The 17,678-nt window shown below is 70.7% G+C and carries 18 protein-coding genes; 6 read left to right on the forward strand and 12 right to left on the reverse strand.

The genetic code is table 11. The features are described from left to right. Positions 1 to 2: 2 nt before the first annotated feature. The 6 genes from ACSFA0_RS04655 to ACSFA0_RS04680 all read right to left on the reverse strand — a co-directional run bounded on the left by ACSFA0_RS04655 (position 3) and on the right by ACSFA0_RS04680 (position 3,822). Positions 3 to 470 (reverse strand): DUF2271 domain-containing protein, encoded by a 468-nt coding sequence (locus ACSFA0_RS04655; RefSeq protein ID WP_435449056.1) that lies wholly within the window; start codon positions 468 to 470, stop codon positions 3 to 5. Positions 471 to 510: 40 nt separating this feature from the next. Continuing rightward, positions 511 to 819, reverse strand: a complete 309-nt coding sequence (locus tag ACSFA0_RS04660; protein ID WP_435449057.1) for a PepSY domain-containing protein — start codon at positions 817 to 819, stop codon at positions 511 to 513. Positions 820 to 937: 118 nt separating this feature from the next. Beyond that, positions 938 to 1,321 carry a hypothetical protein gene (locus ACSFA0_RS04665; protein ID WP_435449058.1) on the reverse strand — a complete coding sequence of 128 codons (384 nt, stop codon included), beginning with the start codon at positions 1,319 to 1,321 and terminating at the stop codon, positions 938 to 940. Further along, positions 1,318 to 2,628 (reverse strand): hemolysin family protein, encoded by a 1,311-nt coding sequence (locus ACSFA0_RS04670; protein WP_435449059.1) that lies wholly within the window; start codon positions 2,626 to 2,628, stop codon positions 1,318 to 1,320. The genes ACSFA0_RS04665 and ACSFA0_RS04670 overlap by 4 nt, the downstream gene beginning before the upstream one ends. A gap of 144 nt (positions 2,629 to 2,772) precedes the next feature. Beyond that, the gene (locus ACSFA0_RS04675; protein WP_435449060.1) at positions 2,773 to 3,123 is read right to left on the reverse strand and encodes a hypothetical protein; all 351 of its coding nucleotides are present in this window, start codon (positions 3,121 to 3,123) and stop codon (positions 2,773 to 2,775) included. 48 nt (positions 3,124 to 3,171) lie between these two features. Next, positions 3,172 to 3,822: a LysE/ArgO family amino acid transporter gene (locus ACSFA0_RS04680; protein ID WP_435449061.1), complete on the reverse strand. Its 651-nt coding sequence runs from the start codon at positions 3,820 to 3,822 to the stop codon at positions 3,172 to 3,174. Between the two features lie 73 nt (positions 3,823 to 3,895). On the opposite strand from ACSFA0_RS04680, the gene ACSFA0_RS04685 reads away from it, so the two are divergent. After that, entirely contained in the window at positions 3,896 to 4,792 is an 897-nt protein-coding gene (locus ACSFA0_RS04685; RefSeq protein WP_435449062.1) for a LysR family transcriptional regulator ArgP, read from the forward strand. 18 nt (positions 4,793 to 4,810) lie between these two features. Here the strand turns inward: ACSFA0_RS04685 and ACSFA0_RS04690 are convergent, their stop codons facing one another. Continuing rightward, positions 4,811 to 5,530, reverse strand: coding sequence for a pirin family protein (locus ACSFA0_RS04690; RefSeq protein WP_435449063.1), 720 nt, complete (start codon positions 5,528 to 5,530; stop codon positions 4,811 to 4,813). A gap of 193 nt (positions 5,531 to 5,723) precedes the next feature. Between ACSFA0_RS04690 and ACSFA0_RS04695 the strand changes: the two genes are divergently transcribed. Next, a complete protein-coding gene (locus tag ACSFA0_RS04695) occupies positions 5,724 to 6,626 on the forward strand; it encodes a LysR family transcriptional regulator (protein WP_435449064.1) in 903 nt (300 codons plus the stop codon). Here the strand turns inward: ACSFA0_RS04695 and ACSFA0_RS04700 are convergent, their stop codons facing one another. The 3 genes from ACSFA0_RS04700 to ACSFA0_RS04710 are packed head-to-tail and all read right to left on the reverse strand — an operon-like array spanning position 6,627 to position 9,473. Beyond that, a complete protein-coding gene (locus tag ACSFA0_RS04700; RefSeq protein WP_435449065.1) occupies positions 6,627 to 7,616 on the reverse strand; it encodes a Bug family tripartite tricarboxylate transporter substrate binding protein in 990 nt (329 codons plus the stop codon). 49 nt (positions 7,617 to 7,665) lie between these two features. Then, complete coding sequence (locus ACSFA0_RS04705; RefSeq protein WP_435449066.1) at positions 7,666 to 8,496, reverse strand: beta-keto acid cleavage family enzyme; 831 nt, start codon at positions 8,494 to 8,496, stop codon at positions 7,666 to 7,668. After that, positions 8,493 to 9,473 (reverse strand): 3-hydroxyacyl-CoA dehydrogenase family protein, encoded by a 981-nt coding sequence (locus ACSFA0_RS04710; RefSeq protein ID WP_435449067.1) that lies wholly within the window; start codon positions 9,471 to 9,473, stop codon positions 8,493 to 8,495. Before ACSFA0_RS04710 ends, ACSFA0_RS04705 begins: the two co-directional genes overlap by 4 nt. Before the next feature lie 101 nt (positions 9,474 to 9,574). On the opposite strand from ACSFA0_RS04710, the gene ACSFA0_RS04715 reads away from it, so the two are divergent. Both ACSFA0_RS04715 and ACSFA0_RS04720 read left to right on the forward strand, forming a co-directional pair. Next, positions 9,575 to 10,513 carry a LysR family transcriptional regulator gene (locus ACSFA0_RS04715; protein WP_435449068.1) on the forward strand — a complete coding sequence of 313 codons (939 nt, stop codon included), beginning with the start codon at positions 9,575 to 9,577 and terminating at the stop codon, positions 10,511 to 10,513. A 256-nt stretch (positions 10,514 to 10,769) separates the two neighbouring features. Beyond that, on the forward strand, positions 10,770 to 13,208 hold the full coding sequence (locus ACSFA0_RS04720; protein ID WP_435449069.1) for an AI-2E family transporter: 2,439 nt from the start codon (positions 10,770 to 10,772) through the stop codon (positions 13,206 to 13,208). 17 nt (positions 13,209 to 13,225) lie between these two features. Here the strand turns inward: ACSFA0_RS04720 and ACSFA0_RS04725 are convergent, their stop codons facing one another. Continuing rightward, positions 13,226 to 14,137, reverse strand: coding sequence for an AraC family transcriptional regulator (locus ACSFA0_RS04725; protein ID WP_435449070.1), 912 nt, complete (start codon positions 14,135 to 14,137; stop codon positions 13,226 to 13,228). A gap of 94 nt (positions 14,138 to 14,231) precedes the next feature. Then, entirely contained in the window at positions 14,232 to 14,963 is a 732-nt protein-coding gene (locus ACSFA0_RS04730) for a response regulator (protein ID WP_435449071.1), read from the reverse strand. A 174-nt stretch (positions 14,964 to 15,137) separates the two neighbouring features. On the opposite strand from ACSFA0_RS04730, the gene ACSFA0_RS04735 reads away from it, so the two are divergent. Both ACSFA0_RS04735 and ACSFA0_RS04740 read left to right on the forward strand, forming a co-directional pair. Further along, the gene (locus ACSFA0_RS04735; RefSeq protein ID WP_435449072.1) at positions 15,138 to 15,488 is read left to right on the forward strand and encodes a response regulator transcription factor; all 351 of its coding nucleotides are present in this window, start codon (positions 15,138 to 15,140) and stop codon (positions 15,486 to 15,488) included. A gap of 1 nt (position 15,489) precedes the next feature. After that, entirely contained in the window at positions 15,490 to 17,586 is a 2,097-nt protein-coding gene (locus ACSFA0_RS04740) for an ATP-binding protein (protein ID WP_435449073.1), read from the forward strand. The last annotated feature ends 92 nt before the right edge of the window (positions 17,587 to 17,678 follow it).

A 17,678-nucleotide genomic window follows, 5' to 3' on the forward strand; every position in this document is an offset into this window, starting at 1 on the left:
TGTCAGAGGCTGTAGCGGAAGGACTTGACGTAACCGCGTCCGGCGGCGGGCTTGCCCGTGCCCGCTTTGGTGAGCGGGACGACCACTTCCGACGGGTTGTCCTTCATGTTCTCCACCGCGGTGTCGACGTGGATCTCGTAGCCCGCGTCGAGCAGCGTGTCGGCCAGATCGACGGTCACGCGCAAGGTCTTGCCTGCGCCGACGCTCGCGCCGCTGAGGCCATCCACCTTCACCTTGCCGCCCGTGGCGCGGTACCAGTCACCCAGGTGGCGCCAGTACTTGGACTTGGCCCCCGCGAGCCACAGCGTGCTCTGGTAGCGGCCGGTGCGGTCGGTGAGGTAGATCGCCACGTAGGCGCCATCGCCGCCGTAGTCGCTCAACTGGGTCTCGAACGTCACCGGGCGCGCAGAGGCGATCGAGGGTGCGGCGAGTGCGCCAGCGACCGCGGCAGCGGTCCATGCATGCTTCATGGAAGTTTCCTGGTGTGGGGGGGAAAGATGGGAACGGGCGTCAGTCCCTGTCGCGCGCGCGCTCGTGGTCATGGTCGTCGCGTCGCAGGCGCAGCACCTTGAGCGTCGCCGGGTCGAGCTTGGCCTTGAAGCGGCGGCCTTCGACGTCGCGGCCCTTGATCTCGTAGCAGCCGTCGTCGATCTTGAGCTTGTCGATCTGCCAGCCGTTGCGGTCGCCCAATGCGCGCACCGCGCTGCGCGGTTGCCATGTTTCCGGCGGCGCCTCGCAGTCGTCCTCGGCCCAGACCGGCTGCGCGGCGAGGACCAGCATCGCGAGTGCGATGCGGCGTATCGCCAGCAGATGCGTCATTGGTGGTCGGCCTGAAGTGGATAAATCAATGCCGAGATTGCGTCCGATGCCTCGGAGAAGTTTTGCGATGGATCAAGCACCGGTCAAACGGCGCTGAAAATACGGACCGACCGGTGCGCTATCTGCGCGGGCCGCGGTGTTCGGAGGGCTGCGCACCAGGTCGCAACCCCGGAGCGCTGGTCAGGCCTTCGTCGAGATGGCCGGCGGCGAAGTACAGGCACGAGAACGCCGCGTATTCCAGGGATGGCGGGCACGCCATCGCCTCGTCGCCACGCAGCCACTGATCGACTTCGACCGGGAGGTGGCTGCGGAAAAAGAGAACGGCACGCTTGTCGCTGTCGGTCAGGCGGGCGACCGCCGCATCTGCGACGTCGTCGTCGTACACGCCGAGCCGCTGCGCCAGGCCGAGAAACGGCCACCCCGCCTCGGGGACCGCGTCGCGACGCAGCGCGGGGGCCGGCCCGGCGCTGCGTTCGTGGGTGCGCGAGGCGGCGGCCGTCATGGCGTCGGGGCGGAGTCCTTGTCGTCGGCAATCCGTGCCGCGAGGACCTTGTCGATGGTCTTGCCGTCCATGTCGACGATCTCGAACCGCCAGCCTTCCCACTCGACCGAGTCGGCCACCTTCGGCAGCCGGCCGGTGAGCAGCATCATCATGCCGCTGAGGGTGTGGTAGCGGCCGCGGTCTTCCTCGGGCACTTCGTCCAGCGTCAGCCGGTCCTTCAGTTCGGGCACCGGAATGTGGCCGTCGAGCAGCCAGCTGCCGTCGTCACGCTGCACGGCCCAGGAGGTCTCGGGGTTGCGCGGCTGGAACTCGCCGGTGATCGCCTCGATGAGATCCTGCAACGTGACGATGCCCTGCACTTCGCCGTACTCGTCGACGACGAAGGCCATGCGCACGTCCGACGAGCGGAAGTTGTCGAGCAGCTCCATGCCGGTCAGCGTCTCGGGGACGTACAGCGGAGTCTGCAGCGGCTGGGCGACGAGTTCGCGCTGGACGCCGCGCAGCGCCTGCGACAGCCACTTGCGTGCGTTGACGATGCCCAGCACGTTGTCGAGGCCGCCGCGAACGACGGGGAAGTGCTCGTGGTTCGATGCCTCGACCCGGGCCAGGTTCTCCTCGAAGGACTCGTCGACGTCCAGCATCACCACGTCGCCGCGCGGCACCATCAGCGAGCCGATCTCGCGATCGTCCAGCCGGAAGACGTTGCGCACCATCGCGTGCTCGTGCGACTCGATGACGCCGGCGGTGGTGCCCTCGACCAGCATGGCGTGGATCTCTTCCTCGGTCACCGGGCTGCCGCTGGTTTCCTTCACGCCGAGCAGGCGCAGCAGGGTGCGCGTGGACACCGACAGGAGCACGACGAAGGGCTTGGTCGCGATCGCGAGCCAGTTGATCGGCCGCGCCACCAGGCGGGCGAAGGTCTCGGGGTACGACTGCCCGATCCGCTTGGGCACCAGTTCGCCGACCACGATGGAGAAGTACGTGATGAGCAGCACGACGAGGCCGGTGGCGCCGTAGGCCGCATAGGGCGCGGGCACGCCCAGCTCCGACAGCCAGATGGCCAGCGGCGCGGCCAGCGCCGCCTCGCCGACGATGCCGTTGAGCACGCCGATGGAGGTGATGCCGATCTGGATGGTCGAGAGGAAGCGGGTCGGGTCCTGCCCCAGCTGGACGGCGGCGGCGGCGGAACGGTTGCCCTCGTCCACCAGCTTCTGCAGCCGCGCCTTGCGCGCGGTCACCAGCGCGATCTCGGACATGGCGAACAGGCCGTTGAGCAGGATGAGGGCGAAAAGTATGGCGATTTCCATGGGGCGATTTGAGGAGGAAGAGATGCGCAGGCGCAGGGCTGCGCGCTAATACGGGAGGGTGCAACGCGCCGAAAGCGGACGCGTCTGAAAGCGCGAAAGCGCGTGGGGAGGCGGCCGGCGCTCAGGCGCTGCGGGCCGAAGGACTCAGGCGTGCTTCGGAGGGCGCTGCAGGCCCTCGAGAAACGGTGCGGCCCATGGCGCGTCCGCAGGCGGCAGAGGGCAGGCCGACGCAGGGGCGCTGCAGCCGAGGGGGTGCCCCACGGTGTCGAGCAAGACGGCCGTATCCAGGGCCGGTTCGCCGAACGGCTGCGCCGGCTGGTCGTCCACCACATGGTCGTCCATCGAGCCGGCGAGATCGCCACGCTTCCCGTCGTGCGACACATCGACCGCCTGCGCGGGCAGGTCGAGCGCCTCGGCGAAGCGCTGTTCCGTCACGGCCAGGCCCGACCACAGCATGAGCAGGGCGAGCAGAAAGGCGAGAACGCGGGCGGACATGGGAGCACCAGTGTACCGACCGGCGCCGCGCTGCAGCGGCAGCTGCCGTCACAGGCCTGCGAAGGCGCGATGGGCGAGCAGGGTGGCCAGCACTCCCATGAGCAGCCCGACGAGTCCGTCCAGCAGCTGCCAGGCGCGCGGCCGCGCGAACCAGGGCGCCAACCACCGCGCGCCGTAGCCGAGCAGCCCGAACCAGAGCGCGCTCGCTGCGCTGGCGCCTGCGATGAACCAGCCACGCATCGGCCCGGCTTGCTGGGCGCCGATGCTGCCGACCAGCAGCACGGTGTCCAGGTAGACATGGGGGTTGAGCAGTGTGAAGGCCGCGGCCTGCGCCACGGCCGCACCCCGGCCGATGCGCGCATCGCCGTCGGCCGGGCGCCATCGATGCGGTCGGCACGCACGGCGCAGCGCCTGAACGCCATACACCGCCAGGAACGCGGCGCCTGCCAGTGCCAGCGCGCGCGCCAGCCCGGGACGGTCGCCCAGGGCCTGCGCCATGCCCAGGACCCCGGCGGCGATCAGCGCCGCGTCCGCCACGGCGCAGAGCACAACGATCGTGCCCACATGTTCGCGGCGCAGCCCCTGGCGGAGCACGAAGGCGTTCTGGGCGCCGATGGCGACGATGAGCCCCAGGCTCAGCACCAGGCCATGGAGGAAGACGGGAAGCGCGAGCGACGCGGTCGCTGGAAGGTTCGGCATGGCGGGAGATTGCTCGCCCGGGTCGATGAAGACAAACTATCTTCATTAATGCTGAATTAGGAGTACTTACGTCATGCTGGACTATGCAGCCTTGTCCGCCCTGGCGGCGGTCGTGAGGGAAGGCAGTTTCGACCGCGCGGCCCGCGCCCTGAACGTCACGCCGTCGGCCATTTCGCAGCGCATCCGGCTGTTGGAGGAGCGCCTGGGCTGCGCGCTGGTGGTGCGCGAACAACCGTGTCGCCCCACCGACACCGGCCGCCGCCTGTGCCAGCACGTGGACCGTGTTCGCCTGCTGGAGCAGGAACTCGAAGGCGCCGTTCCGACGCTGGCGCCGGAGGGGATGGCGCGTGTGCCGCTGCCGGTCGCGGTCAACGCCGACAGCCTGGCGACCTGGTTCGCGCCGGCCGTGGCGGCCTTCGCGGCCGACGCGCCGGTGCTCATGGAGATCGCCGTGGACGACCAGGACCACACGGCGCAGTGGCTGCGCAGCGGCGCCGTGTTGGCGGCCGTGACCGGCAGCAGTCGCCCGGCGGCCGGCTGCAACATCCGTCCGCTGGGCGTGATGCGCTACGTGGCGGCGGCGACGCCCGATTTCATGCGGCGGCATTTCGCCGAGGGCGTCGGGGCCGGTACCCTGGCCCGCGCACCCAGCCTGGTCTTCAATGCGAAAGACGAGTTGCAGGTGCAGTGGTCGCGCCGTCTGTGCCATCGGCATGTGGAACTGCCCCGGCACACGCTCCCGTCGTCACAGGCCTTCGTGACAGCGACGCTGGCCGGCATGGGCTGGGGCCTCCATCCCGAGGCGCTGATCGCGTCGCACCTGAAGGACGGGTCGCTGGCCGAGCTGGTCGCGAACACGCCGCTGGACGTTCCCCTGCACTGGCAGCAGGCGCGTGCCGCCTCCGCGCTGCTCGACGGGCTGACCCGGCACGTCGTGGGGGCCGCCCGGGACGCCCTGTTGCCAGCTTGAGCTCGGCGCCTCGGTGCCTCACATCGTCGGACGCTCGTGCGGCCGCAGGTCGAACACCAGCACCTCGGCCTGCTCGCCCTTGGCGAAGCGCAGCTGGCGCTCGTCGCGGATGCGCGCGCCGTCGCCTTCGCCCAGCTTCTCGCCGTTGACCTCGAGGCTGCCGCGCGCCACATGCACATAGGCATAGCGGTCGGGGGCGAGGTCGAGCGTCGTGCGCTCGGCACCGTCGAAGAGGCCGGCGTACATCCGCATGTCCTGGTGCACGCCGAGCGAGCCGTCGGTGCCTTCGGGCGAGGCGATGAGGCGCAACCGGCCGCGCTTCTCGGCGTCGCTGAAATGGACCTGCTGGTAGCGCGGTGCCGCGCCCTTCACTGACGGCACGATCCAGATCTGCAGGAAGTGCACGCCGTCGGTCTTGGAGTGGTTGAACTCGCTGTGACGCACGCCGGTGCCGGCGCTCATCATCTGCACGTCGCCCGGCCGGATGACCGAGCCCGTGCCCATCGAATCCTGGTGCGCCAGCGCGCCCTCGAGCACGTACGAAAAGATCTCCATGTCGCGGTGCGGGTGGGTGCCGAAACCCTGTGCCGGGTCGACCCGGTCGTCGTTGATGACCAGCAGGTCCGAGAAGCCCTGCTGCTGGGGGTCGTGGTAATGACCGAAGGAGAAGGTGTGGCGCGAGCGGAGCCAGCCGTGGTTGGCTACACCGCGCTGGTCGGCCTTGCGAAGTTCGAGCATGATGCGTTCCTTGTCTTTGTCTGGTCGATGAAATTCACGATCAGCCCGGCGCGCTGTCTGCCCTTGATCGAAGACTTTTCCACTGGGGATGGCCGTGAGGTAAGGAAAGTATCGGCCGCAAGGCACCCTCGGACACTGAAACGTTTGTGGCTAATCGATCGACGTTTTCGATGATTAATTTGGAGGCATTGCGATGCTGAAGCTCACCCTGGAAGCGATCGAGCTGGTCGACGCCATCGCGCGCCACGGCTCCTTCGCGGCTGCGTCGGAGCGGCTGCACAAGGTGCCCTCGACCATCTCGTACGCCGTCGGCAAGCTGGAGGAGCAGCTTGGCATCGCGCTGTTCACCCGCCAAGGGCCGCGCGTCACGCTCACGCCGGCCGGCCAGGAGATGCTCAAGGAAGGGCGCTGGCTCATCGCCGCCGCGGGCGAGCTCGAATCGCGCATGCGGCAGATCGCCACCGGCTTCGAGTCGGAGCTGCGGCTGGTGCACGACTCGCTCATCCCCACCAGCGCCTTCAACCACGACATCCGCGCCTTCGAGGACCTGAACTGCGGCACACGCCTGCGCATCGGCTGCGACACCATGACCGGCACCTGGGAGGCGCTGCGCGACGGCCGCGCCGACCTCATCGTGGCCGCCAGCGACTGGCCGGCCGGCGGCGGCTACAAGGCGGTGGCCGTGGGCAGCCTGTCCTTCGCCTTCTGCGTGGCGCCCACCCACCCGCTGGCCCTGCTGCGCCGCCCGCTCACGCGGGCCGACCTGCTGCAGCACACGGCGGTGGTGGTGGGCGACGGTGCGCGGTCGCTGTCCGACCGCACCATCGGCCTGCTGCCGGGCCAGCGCCGGCTCACGGTGCCCTCGATGGCTGCCAAGATCGCCTGCCAGATCGACGGCCTGGGCCACGGCTTCCTGCCGCGCGACTGCGTGCGCGACGCGCTGGCGCGCGGCACGCTGGTCGAACTGGCCTGCGAGGAGTCGCGGCCCGAAGAAACCTTCTGGCTGGCCTGGAAGCCCGCCGCCACGGGCGAGGCGCTCAAGTGGTGGCGGGCCCGGCTGCAGCGGGAACTGGTGCCGGCGATCCTGCCGGGGTGATCAGTCGACCGTCACGCCGGCATCCCTGACCAGCTTGCCCAGGCGCTCGGCATCGCTGCGGATGAGCGCGCCGAAGCGGGCGGCGGTGCCGCCCACGACCGGCGAGCCGATCGCCTCCCACTTGGCCCGGAAGTCCGGCTCCTGGAAGATCGCATTGATGGTCGCATTGAGCTTGTCGACCACCGGCTGCGGCGTGCCGGCGCGCACCGCGATGCCGTGCCAGGCACTGATCTCGTAGCCGCTCACGCCGGCTTCGGCCATGGTCGGAACCTGCGGCAGCGCAGGACTGCGTTGCGGCGAGGTCACGGCCAGCGGCACCAGCTTCCCGGTCTGGAGGTAGGGCAGGGAACTGCCGAGGATGTCGAACATCACGTTGACCTGGCCGCCCAGCAAATCGTTGAGGGCCGGGCCGGCCCCGCGGTAAGGGATGTGCTTGATCTGGGTCTGCACCGTGGTGTTGAACAGTTCTCCCGCCAGGTGCTGCGGCGTGCCGTTCCCGGCCGATGCGTAGCTCAGCGGGACCTTGCCAGCCTTGGCCAGGGCGATGAACTCCTTGAGCGTGCGCACGCCGAGCGAGGGGTGGACCTCCAGCACCAGCGGGAAGGCCGAGAGCTGCACCACCGGCGCCAGGTCCTTGAGCGGATCGAAGGGCATGCTGCGGTAGAGCGACGGGTTCACCGCCATCGGGCCGCTGGCCGCCAGCAGCAGCGTGTGGCCGTCGGCGGGCGCCTGGCGGGCCACCTCGGCACTGCCCAGGTTGCCGCCCGCACCGCCCTTGTTGTCCACGATCACGCTGGCCCCGAGCCGCTTCTGCAGCTCCGGTGCCAACATGCGCGCCATCAGGTCGGTCGGTCCACCGGGCGGGTACGGCACGACGAAGCGGATGTTCTTCGACGGGTAGGGCGCCGCCGTCTGGGCGACGGCGCTGCCGATTCCGCACAGGGGCAACAGGCTCGCGGCGAGCCAGCGGGTGATCTCTCTTCTTTGCATGGTGCTTGTCTCCTGGGTGGTTTGTTCTGGCGTGCGGTGCAAGGGTCGGTCAGCGGCCGCCGAAGCGCTGGCGGATCTGGTCGCCGGTCGCGAGGGGCCGGCCGAGGGCGGCGGCGGCGTCGGCCGCCTGCCGCACCAGCGCGCGGTTGTCCGGTGCCATGCGCCCGTCCTTGCACCGCAGGTTGTTCTCGAAGCCGACGCGGGCGTGGCCGCCGAGCGCCGCGGCCGCCGTGATGCAGGCGTTCTCGGTGGCGCCGAAGGCGCAGACGGCCCAGGGTTCCTGCCCTTCGTGGGCGGCGAGGAAGGGCAACAGGTCGCGCGGGCTGGACGTCTGGCCCGCGCTGTAGCGCCCCAGCACGAAGAGCAGGAACCACGGCGCGTCGGGCACGACGCCGCGCGCGCGCAGCGCCTGCCAGCGCGAGACGTCGGCCGCGTCGTAGAGGATGACCTGGGTCATCACCTGCTCGCGCACCAGCCATTCGAACAAGTCCTGCAGGCCCGCCTCGCCGATGTCGGGCGTGTCGACTTCGCGCAGTCCGATCGAGACCGCCTCGGGTCGCAGGGCGCGCACCATGGCGATCTGGGCCGGTGCCCGATAACGCCCTGCGGCCTCGCTGGTGACCTGCAGCACCATCGCATCGCCGACGGCGCCGCGCACGACCCGCAGGGCCTCGCGGTAGCCCTCGACGTCCAGGCTGTGTCGGCCTTCGGCATCACGGATGTGCAGGTGAAGCATGGCGGCGCCGGCGTCGAGGCAGGCCCGCGCCGTGTCGGCCAGCGCCGCGGCCGTGACCGGCAGCGCCGCGTGGTCGGCGGGCTGCTTGTAGGCGCCGTTGGGCGCGACCGTGACGATCAGGGCCTGGTCGAGGGCGTCGCTCATGACGGCATGCCCGGAGTCGGATCGTCGCTGCGGTCGATGGCCGGCAGTTCGGGGGCCAGCAGTGCCAGGCCCTGGCGCAGCAGGCCGTCGTAGCGGGCGCGCTCGGCGCGTCGCTTCTCCTCGGGCCACGCGAAGAAACCCTGCCCCGTCTTCATGCCGAGCTGGCCGCGGGCCACGCGGTCGCGCAAGGCCTGCGCGGGCTCCGCTGTGTTCGACAGCGTGGGGTACATGGTGGCGGCTGCGGCACAGTGAACGTCGATGCCCGCATGGTCGCGCTGCAGCACCGGCCCGGCCGCCAGGTAGCGGAAGCCGAAGCCGAAGCGAACGGCGGCATCCACGTCCTCGGCCGACGCCACGCCTTCGTCGATCAGCGCGAAGGCCTCGCGCGACAGCGCATGCTGCAGCCGGTTCGCGAGGAAGCCCGGCTTGTCCTTGCGCACCAGCACCGGCACGCTGCCGCAGGCACGCATGAACGTCGACAGCCAGGCCGCGCAGGCCGGGTCGGTGTCGGGGCCGCAGACCACCTCGACCAGCGGCACCAGATGGGCCGGCATGAAGAAATGAAGGCCGAGCATGCGGCCGGTGGTCTCGCATCCGGCGCCGATCGCGCTGATGGGAAAGCTGGAGCTGTTGCTGGCCAGCACTGCCGTCGCCGGCGCACGGCGCACCAATTCGGCGAACAGCGCCTGCTTGGCGACGAGTCGCTCGGTGATGCATTCGACCACCAGCGTCACCGCGTGCCAGTCCACTGCTTCCAGGGTGGCCACCGTGTCGACCCCGCTGGCCCGGTGGCCCAGGCCGGCCGCCTGCAGTTCGGCCGCGACGAGCGGGCCCAGGCGCTGGCGCTGCGCTTCGTTCGGGTCGACCACCGTGACCCGTGCGCCTGCGCGTGCGAGCACCACGGCCACGTCGGCGCCCATCGTGCCGCCGCCGACCACGACCGTGCGTGCGCCGCGCGGACTCGAAAAAGTGTTCATGTCTCTGGTCTCCTGCCCGATGCCGGTGCCTCGGTCTGCGGCGCAGTCTAGGCAGGCGTCATTGCAAGGTCCAGACGAGTTTTTCTATAGACTGATCAGCTGTGAAGATCAATTGGACGGCCCACGAACTCGATGTCTTCCTGGTCTTGGTGGAGACCCTGAGCTTTCGCCGGACCGCGCTGCAGATGCATCTGTCGCAGCCCGCGGTCTCCGGCACGGTGGCCCGGCTCGAAGCGATGCTGTCGGCCCGCTTGTTCGAGCGCACCACCCGCGCGGTGCATCTGACCGAGGCAGGCCGCGTGTTCGCCGAGCAGGCGCGCTTCGTGCGCCACCAGATGGACGAGGCGGTGCGTCGGGTGCGGGCCGTCGAGGACGTGCAGGTCGGGCGGGTGGCGCTGGCCGCGCTGCCGTCGCTGGCGGCCACCGTCGTGCCGCTGGCTTTCGCCCGTTTCGCGCTCGACCACCCCGGCGTCCAGCTCGAACTGGTCGACAGCCTGGCGGGGCCGGCCTTCGAGATGGTGCGCGCCGGCCGGGTCGACTTCGCCCTGACGGCGGCCAATCCGGCCTATGCCGATCTGGATTACCTGCCGCTCTCTGCCGACGCCTTCGTGCTGTTGCTGCCAGCCGCCCATGCCCTCGCGCGCGGCCGATCGGCGCTGGCCTGGACCGACATCGCGCCACTGCCGCACATCTCGATGCCCACGGGCACCAGCGTGCGCCAGTACGCCGACGAGGCGCTGCTCACGCACAAGCTGCGCTTTGCGCCCCGCTACGAGGTCGAGTACCTCGCGACCATCGCGGCCATGGTGGCCGCGGGCCTCGGGGTCAGCGCCTTGCCGGAGTTGGCGGCACAGGTGGCGCAGCGGCCCGGCGTGGTGCTGCGGCGGCTGCGTGCGCCCGTGTTGCGCCGTCCCATCGGCCTGGTCAGCCTGCGCGGCCGCGGCCTCTCGCCCGCGGCGCAACGCATGGTCACGCTGCTGCGCGCCGAGATGGAAGCCGCGACCGCCCGGTTCGACACCCCACGGCAAGCGCCCGCCTGACCGCGTCCCGGTGGCGCCCCGCCAAGCCGGGCGCGCAGCCTACGGCAACTCACGCGCAGGGACGACCTGACCGGCAACGCGTTCGACGACAGTGCTCGGCGGGATGCGCCGGCTGCGAGGTCGGCGCGGGCGTTTCTTGGCAGAACTTTCTTCAGCGGCGGGCCAGCAGATGGATGTGCGTTCAGACGGATCGACCGGCAGTCCACGGCCGGCGCGCGGTGGCGAGGCTGGTGCCCCGGGCGTCGTGGAGGGCCTGGTGTCCCATTCCCTGTTGACGTCGTCGCCGTCGCTCAACGCCTTGGCGACGCTCGTGCCGGAGCTCAAGCTGATGATCGGCCTGGTGACCGGGAGCCTGATCATCGCGGCGCTCTACTTCGGCCGCGAGATCCTGATCCCGCTGGCCCTCGCCTTCCTGCTGGGCTTCGTGCTCGACCCGCTCGTGGTGCGGCTCAAGCGATGGGGCCTGCCGCGGGCGCCGGCCGTGATCCTCGTGGTGGTCTTCGCGCTGGGCATGGTCGGCCTCGCCGGGCTGTTCCTCGGCAACCAGGTCAGTGCGTTGAGCGCACAGCTGCCGACCTACCAGAACAACATCAAGACCAAGTTGCGCGACCTGCGCGAAAGCGCCAGCCGCCCGGGCATGTTCGACGGCGTGGTGCGGACCTTCGACACGTTCAAGAGCGAAGTCGATACGGCGTCGCTTCCGGCGAGCGATGCGGGCGGTGCCGCGCCGGTCAAGGGGGCCCGGCCGGTCGCGGCACCGCAGCGCGTCCAGATCGCGGAGCGACCGCCGTCGTCCTTCCAGCAGGCGCTCGGCCTGCTCGAGGCCGGCAGCGGGCCCCTGGCCAACGCGGGCATCGTGCTGGTCTTCGTCGTGCTGATCCTGCTCGATCGCCTGGACCTGCGCGACCGGCTGCTCCGCCTGTGGGGCGGCAGCCTGCACCGGTCGACCGACGCGATGGACGAGGCCGGGCAACGCATCAGCAGGTACCTGACGATGCAGCTCGTCGTGAACCTGACCTACGGCGTGCCCATGGCGTTGGGGCTCTGGTTCATCGGCGTACCGGGCGCCCTGCTGTGGGGTGCCGTGGCCGCCCTGATGCGCTTCGTCCCGTACATCGGGCCGCTGATCTCGGCGGTGTTCCCACTGGCGCTCGCCTTCGCCGTCGACCCCGGGTGGAGCATGGTGCTGTGGACGCTCGGTCTGATCGTCGCGCTGGAGATGCTCAGCAACAACGTGATCGAGCCGTGGCTCTACGGCGCCAGCACGGGGTTGTCGGCGATGTCGCTGATGGTCTCGGCCACCTTCTGGACCGCCCTCTGGGGCCCGGTCGGGCTGATCATGTCGACGCCGCTGACGGTGTGCCTCATGGTCATCGGCCGTCACCTGCCGCGCCTGCGCTTTCTCGACGTGCTGCTGGGCAGTGCGCCCGCGCTCGATGCGCCCACGCGCATCTACCAGCGGCTCATCGCGGGCGATGTCGAGGAGGCGATCGAGCTCGCCGGCGAGCAGGTCGAGGCCAGCCATGTCATCGGCTTCTACAGCGAGACCGGCCTGCCGGTGCTGCGCATGGCGTCCAGCGACCATGCGAGCGTCGCCACCGCGGAGCACCGGCACCGGGTGGTGATGGGCATGGACAGCCTGATCGACGACCTGCGCGAGCAGTATCCCGAACCGCCACCAGGGCGCGGCGCCCGGGTCGTCTGCATTGGCGGCAAATGGGAGGTCGACACGCTGGCCGCCCGCATGCTGGCGCACGCCCTGTCGCTCGAGCACTACGGCGCGGACCACCGCCCCACCGGCACCATCGCCTCCGACTACATCGCATCGCTGGCGCTGGACGATGTGCAGGTCGTCTGCCTGTCCTACTTCAGCCCCGAGCCAGCGACGCAGGCGCGTCACTTCTGCCGACGGCTCAAACGGCGCTGGCCCGACGTGCGGATCGTGCTGGGCCTGTGGAACGCCCCGGCCGAATTGCTGGGCGACGAGGCATGCCGGGCGCTCGGCGCCGAGGCGGTCGTGACCTCGATGGGCGAGGCCGCCGTGCGCATCTCGGCCCTGCTGGGCGCCGAGCTGAGCGAGGGCTTCATGGAAGCGGCCGTGCCCGAAGCCGACGCGCAGCGTGTGGCCGCGCTGCAGGCCAGCGGTGCGCTCGATGCGCGCGCGCAGCCGCTGTTCGACCTGGCGTCACAGCGGGCGGCCGACATCTTCGACGTGCCGCTCGCCATGGTGTCGCTGATCGATGCGACGCGACAGATCGTCCAGGGCGCGCATGGCGCCTTGCAGGATCCGTCGAACGCGGCGTCCCCGGTGGTGCGGGGCGAGGCGCTGAACCTGCCTCGCGCCCTGTCGATGTGCGGCCATGTGGTGGCCAACGCCCAGACGCTGGTCGTGCCCGACATCGCCAAGGACCTGCGCTTCGCCGGCAACCCGGCGCTCCAGGCCAAGGGACTGCGCTTCTACGCGGGCGCGCCGATGCGCGATGCCGGCGGCCATGTGCTGGGGACGCTGTGCCTGCTCGACACCCAGCCGCGCATGCTCACGCAGCGCGAGGTCCATCTGCTGGAGTCGATGGCCAAGGACTTGGTGGAGACCTTGCGTGCCAGCGTGCGGCAGTGGGGTGATGCTGCGGTGGCGGCCGTGGTGCCGGTCACAGCGAACTCGGCCACGGTCGGGCAGGTCGTGCCGTCGGGCTGAGCCGGCGGGCTCAGTCATCAGCGCGTCGGCTGCATGCGGCGCCACGCGCCGGGGGAGCGGCCTACCCGCGCGCCGAAGACGCGCGTCAGGTGGCTCTGGTCCGCGAAGCCGCACGCGATGGCGATCTCCGGGAGCGAAGCCGTGTCGTCGCGCAGCAGTTTCTGCGCGGCCTCGATGCGCTGCGCCGTGCGCCAGGCGTGCGGGGTCTGGCCTGTCGTGGTCTTGAAGGCCTTGCCGAAGTGGCTGCGCGACAGGCCGCACGCGGTGGCGATCTCGGCCAGCGACAGGTCGTGTGCGAGGTCGGCACCGAGCAGCTCGCGGGCGCGGCGTTCCTGCCACGGTGCCAGGCCCGCTGCCGCGCTCACGCGGGGCGCCGAGCCGCCATAGGCATGCGCGACGTGGGCATACAGGGCGAGCGCCATCTGGTCGAGGAACAGGGCGCTGGCCTCCGCGGGTCGCTGCAGCGAAGGCAGCAGGGCGGCTGCGAGGTGTGCGAGCACCGGGTCGGCGGTGCCCGGCGCACACCGCAGCGCGCCGACCGCCGCCACGCCCGATTCCTGGGCGAAGTCGTTCAGCGCGGCCCGCGTGATGCGGAAGAGCACCGAATGGAAGGGGCTGCAGACATAGGCCGACGGGCGGGTCGCGAGGTCGGCGATGTGTACCGTGCCGGCCTCCAGCAGCCCCAGGTGCGTCTCCCCGCCTTGCTGGAAGAAGCGTCGGCTGCCGGCGCGCGACAGTTCCACGCTCACGACGAAGGCCTCATCGGCCGGCAGCGGCGGCAGCACGAAGAGATGCGGCTGCGCGTACTGCATGCGCGCCATGTCCAGCGCGCGCCGGCTCGCGCGCGAGGCCTCCACCTCGTCGAGCCCGTACTGCCGCGCGAGTTGGCGGGCGAAGCGGTTGGGCGAGGGGGTGGCGACGGCGGTCATGGGGTGGGTCGGAGGCGCAGCGGCATCTCAGGCAGCCGGTCTCGACCCTCCTGCCGAATGGGGCAAGTGGACCAAGTGGGCCAGGGTCGCCCGATCAGTTCAGCACGTCGACCGGCGTGTTGAAGACATAACCCGCGCCGCGCTCGGTCTGGATGAAGCGCGGCGACGACGGGTCGCCTTCGATCTTGCGGCGCAGTCGCAGGATCTGCACGTCGATGGAGCGGTCGTACACCTCGGCGCCATGCAGGCGCGACAGTTCGAGCAGGCGGTCGCGCGACAGCACGCGCTGCGGCGCCTCGCACAGGGCCTGCAGCAGGTTGAATTCGCCGTTGCTCAGATCGACGCGGCGGCCGTCGGGGGCGGTCAGCCGGCGGGCCAGCAGGTTCAGCTCCCAGCCGTCGAAGCGATAGGCACGGCGCTGCGTGTCGCGGGTGCCGGCCTCGCCCTCGCCGCGCTTCTGGTAGCGCCGCAGCACGGCGCGGATGCGCGCGAGCATCTCGCGGTTGCTGAAGGGCTTGGTCACGTAGTCGTCGGCGGCCATCTCCAGGCCCATCACGCGGTCGGCTTCCTCGAGGCGGCCGGTGAGGATGATCACCGGGATCTCGCCGCTGTCGCGCAGGCCGCGCGCGAGCTGCATGCCGTCTTCGCCGTTCAGGCGCAGGTCGAGCAGCACGAGGTCGATCACATGGTCCGCCAGCGCCTGCTTCATCTCCGCACCGGTGGCGGCGCCGCTCACGCGGAACTCGTTGTCGGTGAGGTAGGTGGCGACGAGTTCGCGGATCGCGGCGTCGTCGTCGACGACCAGGATGTGGGGTCGGTGGGCCATATGGGCCGCGAGCGTAATGTAAATTCCTTGCGTGTCGCCCTCGCTCATATTTCATATGAAACACGGCGGTGCGCACCGCAATCACCCCGGCATCCGGCCATGCGCCAATGGCATCCGAAGAAGTGGCGGCTCCTTGCCGACCGCATGCCCCGGGTGCGTTCCATGCTGAAAGTTATGTTGATCGAAGACGACGTCGCCATGCAGGCCCTGATCGCCGAGTGGCTGACCCAGGCCGGCTACGGCGTGGAGGTGTCGCGGGGCGGCGCGGCCATGCCCCTGGCCGCTGTGGCCCTGGTCATCGCCGACCTGCCCAAGCTGCGCGAAGGCGATGCGCCGCAGGTGCGCGCGCTGCAGGCGCGCTACCCCGGTGCGCCCGTCATCGGCCTGTCGGCGCAGCTCGCGCGCAGCCTGCCGGGCAGCTCGGACCGGGCGCAAGCGCTGGGGGTGGCCGCGTTGCTGTCCAAGCCCTGTACCGCCGGTGAGTTGCTCGCTGCTGTGGCGGACACCATCGGACCCAGCGACTGACATGCGCTCTTCCGTCCACCTGCGCGAACGCGTCATCGCCGGCGGCCTGCTGCTGATCGTCGCCTTCGTCGGCTCGGCCGCGTACGACGGCTGGCGGCTGCACCAGCAGGTGATGGCGGTCAACGAACGCGAGCTCGGCAACCTCGCGACCGCCCTGGCCGGCGAGGCCGACCGCAACCTGCAGTCGGTCGACGTGCTGCTGCGCGACACGGCCAGCTGGTACGAGAACTTCCCCTGGCGCGCCGATCCGGACGCGGTCGTGGCCGCGCTCAGTTCGCGCGCGGTGGGCGTGCCGCAGGTGAGCGTGCTGACCATCGTCGACGCGGCCGGCATGCAGCGATTCCGCTCGCGTCCCACGGGGGAACCGCTGGCGGATGTCTCGGACCGCCCGTACTTCCTCAAGCAGCGCGACACCGACACGGCCGGCCTGGTGATCAACGAGCCGATCGTCACCCGCACCGAGCGCGAGCCGGCGGTCGTCATTTCGCGCCGCCTGAGCCGGCCCGACGGCAGCTTCGACGGCGTGGTGACGGCCATCGTCACGCTGCAGGCGCTGCAGAGCGCCTACTCGGCCATCCAGTTCGGCGAAGGCAGTTCGCTGGTGCTGGCGCAGGACGACGGCAGCGTCGTGGTGCAGCAGCCGGCCGATGCGCCGCGCACCCGGTTCCCGGAGCTGTCGGCCCTCAAGGGCGGTGCGCTGATCGACCGTGCGGCCAGCCCGGTGGACGGGCGGGCCAAGCTGATCGCGACGGTCGGCGTCGGCAGCCTGCCGTTGTTGCTGGCGATCACGCGCGACGAGGACGAGGCCCTGCGTCCCTGGTACGACGAGATGTGGAGCGCCAGCATCCGCACCGGGGTGGTGTGCCTGTTGATCGGGCTGACCATCGTGGCGCTGCTGCGCCAGTTGCGCCGCCAGGCCGAGGCCGCACGCGAGCGCCGCCGCCTCGAGGCGCGGCTGCAGCAGACGCAGCGGCTCGAGGCGCTGGGCACGCTGGCCGGCGGCATCGCGCACGACTTCAACAACATCCTCGGCGCCATCCTCGGCTTCGGCGAACTGGCCCAGCAGCAGGCCGAGCCCGGCAGTGCGCTGCGGCGCCACATCGATCGCGTGCTGCAGGGCGGCGCGCGGGCGCGGCTGCTGGTGCGGCGCATCCTCGACTTCAGCCGCAGCGGCGTGACCGACCGCGCGCCGGTGCATGTGCAGACGCTGATGGAAGAGATCGTCGCGATGCTCGCGTCCACGCTGCCGGCGGGCGTGGACCTGCAGGCGCAGCTGGACGCCGGCGACGCGGCCGTGCTGGGCGACGCCACGCAGCTCTACCAGGTGGCGATGAACATCTGCACCAACGCGGTCCAGGCGATCGAGGGCGCGGGCACGGTGTCGATCCGGCTGCGGCGCGTCGACGTGCGCGCGCCGCGCGTGCTGATGCACACCGAACTGGCCGTCGGCCCGCATGTCTGCCTGGAGGTGCGCGACACCGGCGTGGGCATCCCGCCCGAGGCGCTGCAGCGCATCTTCGAGCCCTTCTTCACCACCAAGAAGCAGGGCGAGGGCACGGGGCTCGGGCTGGCGGTGGTGCACGGCATCGTGGCCGACCTGGGCGGCGCCATCGATGTCGCCTCGGTCCCCGGCGAAGGCACGCAGGTGTCGGTCTGGCTGCCGGTGTGCGGCGAGTGCGCACCGGCCACCGTGCCCGACACCGGCGAGTGGCCGGCCGGGCAGGGCGAAGTCGTGATGGTGGTGGACGACGAGCAGGCCCTCGTCGAGCTGGCGGAAGAGACGCTGGCCGGCCTGGGCTACGAGCCGGTCGGCTTCGATTCGGCCGAGCGGGCGCTGCAGGCCTTCGAGGCCGACCCCGATCGCTTCGACGCGCTGCTCAGCGACGAGATGCTGCCCGGCATGCCCGGCACCGAACTGGCGCGCCTGCTGCGGGCGCAGCGGCCGGCCCTGCCGGTGCTGCTGATGAGCGGCAAGGTGAACCAGGCCATGGTGGCGCGGGCCCAGGCCGCCGGGGTGCACGCGGTGCTGCACAAGCCGCTCGCGCTGCGCGAGCTGGCGACGCGGCTGGCCGAGGCCCTCAGCGGACGCTACAGCTGAAATCTGCGCGCGGCCGCGTGAAACCGGGCGGCAACCGCGCCGCCGGAACATCGGGTCTTCGCGGCCTCGGCCGTTCATCCCCGGAGAAATCG

The organism is Variovorax restrictus, from assembly GCF_051216715.1.
Lineage (GTDB): Bacteria > Pseudomonadota > Gammaproteobacteria > Burkholderiales > Burkholderiaceae_C > Variovorax.